The sequence below is a fragment of the Kitasatospora sp. NPDC057512 genome, from assembly GCF_042802135.1.
Taxonomy (GTDB): Bacteria; Actinomycetota; Actinomycetes; order Streptomycetales; family Streptomycetaceae; genus Kitasatospora.
The window spans coordinates 1-5802 of sequence record NZ_JBHVET010000572.1; the positions used below are offsets into that span (position 1 = coordinate 1).

A 5802-nucleotide genomic window follows, 5' to 3' on the forward strand; every position below is an offset into this window, starting at 1 on the left:
CCCGCCGTCCTGCCTGGTCAGGCGGTCAGGAGGTCCGGAGCCAGCCCTCGGAGACACTCACCACCGAGCCGTCCGCCGCGAGCTGGGTGGCGCGCTCGGCGTCGGTGCCCGGCTTCGCCACCACGCCGTAGTAGCGGAACGGGGAGTCCCCGACCGCGACCGGCACCGCCTCGGTGGTGCCGCCGGTCTTCCAGGTGATCACGACCTTGGCGACCTCGGCCCGGACCCCTTCGATCACCACCGGCGGGATGCCCGACGGGTGCTTGAGGCCGAGCGAGGCGCCGCCGACCGCGCCCGGGAACCTGCCCGCGGCGGAGACCGCGTGCAGGGAGTCGTCGACCTGCCGCTTGCCGTCCACGGTGTAGTAGTAGTTCACCCGGTCGATGCCCGGGTCCCAGTTGGATTCGGCGTCGTGCCGGTCGACCGGCTTCACGTCCGGGTTGGCGGCGTACCGCTCCGCCCTGATCAGCTGCTCCTGCTTGAGGGCGTCCTCCTTCGTGGGGGTGGTCGGCCACAGCGCGGCCCAGGCCTCCCAGGTGTGGCCGTTCGCGGTGCCTTCGGCGACCTTGACCCGGGTGGGGTTGAACGGGTCCCGGGCACCGGGGGCGGTCGGGGTGGCCGTGCCGCCCGCGGATCCGGGGACGGCCACGTCGGTGGCCGAGGCCGCGACCACGGTCGAGACGGCCTGCCGGCCGCGCTCGCCGAGCACCGCCGTCCCCCCGGCGATCCCGGCGACCAGCGCCGCCGCCACCCCGGCCGTCAGCAGCCGCCGGCGCCGCAGCCGCCGCCGGCCCCCGGCGACCAGCCGGTCGTACGGGACCGTCCCGGTCTCGACGCTCCCGGCCAGCTCGCCCAGGGCCCGTACGGTGGCCGGCTCGTCGCCGTCCCCCGGGTCCCCTGGCAGGTACTCGTTGCTCATCTTGCCCCTCCGATGCTCGTCAGTCCGATGAGTGAGGAGGCCCCGCGGAGTTTGGCCAGCCCTCGGGCCGCCTGGCTCTTCACCGTCCCGACCGAGCAGCCCATGGCCTCCGCGGTCTGGGTCTCGCTGAGGTCCTCCCAGTAGCGCAGCACCACGGCCTGGCGCTGCCGCGGCGGCAGGGCGCCGAGCGCGGCGAGCAGCACGGCCCGGTCGTCCGGGTCGGTACCGGCCGGCGCGGGCCGGTCCGGGAAGTCGGTGACCGGGTACTCGACCAGCCGCCGCCGGAACCTCCGGGCGTGCTCGTTGATCACGATCCGGCGCACGTAGGCGTACGGATCGTCCGCGGCACGCACCCTGTTCCAGGCCGCGTACGCCCGCTCCAGCGCCTGCTGGACCAGGTCCTCGGCGCCGTGCCGGTCCCCCGCGAGCAGGTACGCCGTCCTGAGCAGCCGTGACCAGGCGCTGCCGACGAACGTCCGGAACTCCTCGTCCCGGGCGGTCTTGTGGGCTCCCATGAGCACCTCCTCACCCCCCAGAGCCCGGGACGGCCGCGGACCGTTGCCCGTCGTTCGCGATTCGCCGCCGACGGCTGTGACACTGGAGGGGCTCGAAAACCGAGGTGCGCTCCGCCGTGCCTCCTTGCGAACCTAGAGGGATGCCCGCAGTGAGTTCTCCCGCAGTCCAGTCCGCCACCGTACCCGCCGAGGGCGGCCCCGGGATCGGCGAGCTGGCCGCCCGTCTGCCCGAGCTGACCCTGCGCGACCAGGTGCGGATCGGGCGCCGGCTGGAGGGGGCCCGTCGGGTCCGCAAGCCCGAGGCCCGGCAGAAGGTCGCCGCCGAGATCGCCGCCGACATCGACCGCGCCGAGCTGGTCGTCGAGCGGCGCCGGAAGGCCGTGCCGGAGATCGGCTATCCCGCCGAGCTCCCGGTCAGCCAGAAGAAGGACGAGATCCTGGCGGCGATCCGGGACCACCAGGTGGTGATCGTCGCGGGCGAGACCGGCTCCGGCAAGACCACCCAGATCCCGAAGATCTGCCTGGAGCTGGGCCGCGGCGTGCGCGGCCTGGTCGGCCACACCCAGCCGCGCCGGATCGCCGCCCGCACGGTGGCCGAGCGGGTCGCGGAGGAGCTGGACAGCCCGCTCGGCGAGGCGGTCGGCTGGAAGGTCCGGTTCACCGACCAGGTCGGCCAGGACACCCTGGTCAAGCTGATGACGGACGGCATCCTGCTCGCGGAGATCCAGACCGACCGCGACCTGCACCAGTACGACACCCTGATCATCGACGAGGCGCACGAGCGCAGCCTCAACATCGACTTCATCCTCGGCTACGTCAAGCAGCTGCTCCCCCGCCGCCCGGACCTCAAGGTCGTGATCACCTCCGCGACCATCGACCCGGAGCGCTTCGCCCGCCACTTCGGCGACGCCCCGATCGTCGAGGTCTCCGGCCGCACCTACCCGGTCGAGGTCCGCTACCGGCCGATCGTCGACGAGGCCGACGACGAGGCGGACGAGGCCGACCGCGACCGGGACCAGGTCCAGGCGATCTGCGACGCCGCCGAGGAGCTCCAGGCCGAGGGCCCGGGCGACATCCTGGTCTTCCTCTCCGGCGAGCGCGAGATCCGCGACACCGCGGACGCCCTCGGCAAGCTGAAGCTGAAGAACACCGAGGTCCTGCCGCTGTACGCCCGGCTCAGCTCGGCCGAGCAGCACAAGGTCTTCCAACGCTCGCGCAGCCGCCGGATCGTGCTGGCCACCAACGTCGCCGAGACCTCGCTGACCGTCCCCGGCATCAAGTACGTGATCGACCCGGGCACGGCCCGGATCTCCCGCTACAGCCACCGCACCAAGGTGCAGCGGCTGCCGATCGAGGCGATCAGCCAGGCCAGCGCCAACCAGCGCAAGGGCCGCTGCGGCCGCACCTCGGACGGCATCTGCATCCGGCTCTACTCGGAGGAGGACTTCCTCTCCCGCCCCGAGTTCACCGACGCCGAGATCCTGCGCACCAACCTGGCCTCGGTGATCCTCCAGATGACCGCGGCCGGCCTCGGCGACATCGCCGCCTTCCCGTTCCTGGACCCGCCGGACTCGCGCAACATCAAGGACGGCGTCCACCTGCTGCACGAGCTGGGCGCGCTGGACCCGGACGAGAAGGACCCGCGCAAGCGCCTGACCGCGCTCGGCCGCAAGCTCGCCCAGCTCCCGGTGGACCCGCGGATGGCCCGCATGGTGCTGGAGGCGGACCGCAACGGCTGCGTCCGCGACGTCATGGTGATCGCCGCCGCGCTCTCCATCCAGGACCCGCGCGAGCGCCCGGCCGAGAAGCGCCAGGCCGCCGACGAGCGGCACAAGCGGTTCAACTCGGAGACCTCCGACTTCCTCTCCTACCTGGCGATGTGGCGTTACGTCCGGGAGCAGCAGCGGGAGCTCTCCTCCTCGGCGTTCCGCCGGATGTGCAAGTCGGAGTTCCTCAACTACCTGCGGATACGGGAGTGGCAGGACATCTACGTCCAGCTGCGCACCGTCGCCAAGCAGTTGGGCGTCACGATCGAGGAGCCGCACGAGGACGCCGAGCCGGACGCCGACCGGATCCACCAGTCGCTGCTGGCCGGTCTGCTCTCCCACATCGGCCTGTTCGACGTGGAGAAGCGCGAGTACGGCGGCGCGCGCGGCGCGCGCTTCGCGGTCTTCCCGGGCTCCGGCCTGTTCAAGAAGCCGCCGCGCTGGGTGATGTCGGCCGAGCTGGTGGAGACCTCCCGGCTCTGGGCGCGGATCAACGCGAAGATCGAGCCGGAGTGGGTCGAGCCGCTGGCCGGCCACCTGATCAAGCGGAGCTACAGCGAGCCGCACTGGGAGAAGAAGGCCGGCGCCGTCATGGCGTACGAGAAGGTGACCCTCTACGGGATGCCGGTCGTCGCCCAGCGCAAGGTCAACTACGGGCGGATCGACCCGGAGCTCTGCCGCGAGCTGTTCATCCGCAACGCGCTGGTCGAGGGCGACTGGGAGACCCACCACCGGTTCTTCGCGGAGAACCGCAAGCTGCTCGGCGAGGTCGAGGAGCTGGAGAACCGGGCCCGTCGCCGGGACATCATGGTCGACGACCAGACCCTGTTCGAGTTCTACGACGCCCGACTGCCCGAGGAGATCGTCTCCACCCGGCACTTCGACTCCTGGTGGAAGAAGGCCCGGCACGAGCAGCCGGACCTGCTGAACTTCGAGAAGTCGATGCTGATCAACGACGCCGCGGGCGGCGTCACCGAGGCCGACTACCCGGACCACTGGCAGCAGGGCAAGCTCCGCTTCAGGCTGACCTACCAGTTCGAGCCGGGCAGCGACGCGGACGGCGTGACGGTGCACATCCCGCTGCCGGTGCTCAACCAGGTCACCGCGGAGGGCTTCGACTGGCAGATCCCCGGTCTGCGGGAGGAGCTGGTCACCGCGTACATCAAGTCGCTGCCGAAGGCGGTCCGCCGCAACTTCGTCCCGGCGCCGGACTTCGCCAAGGCGGCGCTGCGCGCGGTGAAGGACCGCCAGGAACCGCTGCTCCCGGCCCTGGAGCACGCCCTGAAGCGCCTGACGGCGGTCACCGTGCCCCCGGAGGCCTGGGACGACGAACGGGTGCCCGACCACCTCAAGGTGACCTTCCGGGTGGTGGACGGGCGCCGCAAGCTCGCCGAGTCCAAGGACCTGGAGGAGCTGCGGCTGAAGCTCAAGCCCAAGCTCAAGGAGACGCTCTCCTCGGCCGCCTCCGGCCAGGGCATCGAGCAGAGCGGGCTGACCGCCTGGCCGGCCTCGCTGCCGGTGCTCCAGCGCACCTTCGAGCAGCGCTCGCGCGGCCACTCGATGCGCGCCTACCCCGCGCTGGTGGACGAGGGGCAGTCGGTCGGCGTCAGGCTGTTCGACACCCCGGAGGCGCAGGCCCGGTCGATGTGGGAGGGGACGCGGCGGCTGCTGACGCTGACCACCAACTCCCCGGCCAAGTCGATCCAGGGCCGGCTGGGCAACCAGGCGAAGCTGGCGCTCTCGCACAGCCCGCACGGTTCGATCACCGCCCTGTTCGAGGACGTCGTGTCGGCCGCGACGGACCGGCTGATGACCCTGAACGGCGGCCCGGCCTGGGACGAGGCGGCCTTCGGGAAGCTGCACGACAAGGTGCGCGCGGACCTGTACGACCTGTCCGCGGACACCACCCTGAAGACGGCCACCGCGCTGATCGCCTTCCACAAGGCCTCGACCCGGCTGAAGTCGGTGAGCAGCCCGGTGCTGCTGAACGCGGTGAACGACGTCCGGCTGCACCTGGCCTCGCTGGTGCACCCGGGCTTCGTGACGGCCACCGGCTGGCAGCGGCTGCCGGACCTCAAGCGCTACCTGCTGGCGGTGGACCGCCGCCTGGAGGCGCTGCCCAACCACCCGCAGCGGGACGCCCAGCAGCTGCTGAAGGTGCAGCAGGTGCAGCAGGCGTACGGGGAGCTGCTGGCGGCGGTGCCGGCCGGGCACCAGCCGTCCGCGGAGGTGCGGGCGATCCGCTGGATGATCGAGGAGCTGCGGGTCAGCTTCTTCGCCCAGTCGCTGGGCACGCCGAGCCCGGTCTCGGAGAAGCGGATCATGAAGGCGATGGACGCGGCCCGGGCGACGCTCTGACCCGGGCGGGGGCGGGTGACCGCCCCCGCCGGGGCTGTGAGCTGCGGACGGGTGCCGGTGGGCGTTCAGGAGCCAGTTCGACCTGGGGGCCCACCATGGGCTACAGTCTGTCTTGTTCGCAGCGCGGCAAGCGAGTGAACGAGATCAGGAAACCCTGGTCCCGTGGAGCAGTTGGTTAGCTCGCCACCCTGTCAAGGTGGAGGTCGCGGGTTCAAGTCCCGTCGGGATCGCCGCAGCGCGAGAG

General features: G+C 71.8%; 3 protein-coding genes and 1 tRNA gene. 2 read left to right on the top strand and 2 right to left on the bottom strand.

The window, feature by feature from the left end; translation table 11 throughout:
• Window positions 1-25 precede the first annotated feature (25 nt).
• Together ACFU6K_RS29310 and ACFU6K_RS29315 are read right to left on the bottom strand one after the other, a co-directional pair.
• Entirely contained in the window at window positions 26-919 is an 894-nt protein-coding gene (locus tag ACFU6K_RS29310; protein ID WP_380668044.1) for a hypothetical protein, read from the bottom strand.
• The gene (locus ACFU6K_RS29315; protein WP_380668046.1) at window positions 916-1434 is read right to left on the bottom strand and encodes a SigE family RNA polymerase sigma factor; all 519 of its coding nucleotides are present in this window, start codon (window positions 1432-1434) and stop codon (window positions 916-918) included. The genes ACFU6K_RS29310 and ACFU6K_RS29315 overlap by 4 nt, the downstream gene beginning before the upstream one ends.
• 149 nt (window positions 1435-1583) lie before the next feature.
• On the opposite strand from ACFU6K_RS29315, the gene hrpA reads away from it, so the two are divergent.
• Together hrpA and ACFU6K_RS29325 are read left to right on the top strand one after the other, a co-directional pair.
• A complete protein-coding gene (gene hrpA, locus ACFU6K_RS29320) occupies window positions 1584-5558 on the top strand; it encodes an ATP-dependent RNA helicase HrpA (RefSeq protein WP_380668048.1) in 3975 nt (1324 codons plus the stop codon).
• A 156-nt stretch (window positions 5559-5714) separates the two neighbouring features.
• Window positions 5715-5788 (top strand) — tRNA-Asp (locus ACFU6K_RS29325).
• Window positions 5789-5802 lie beyond the last annotated feature (14 nt).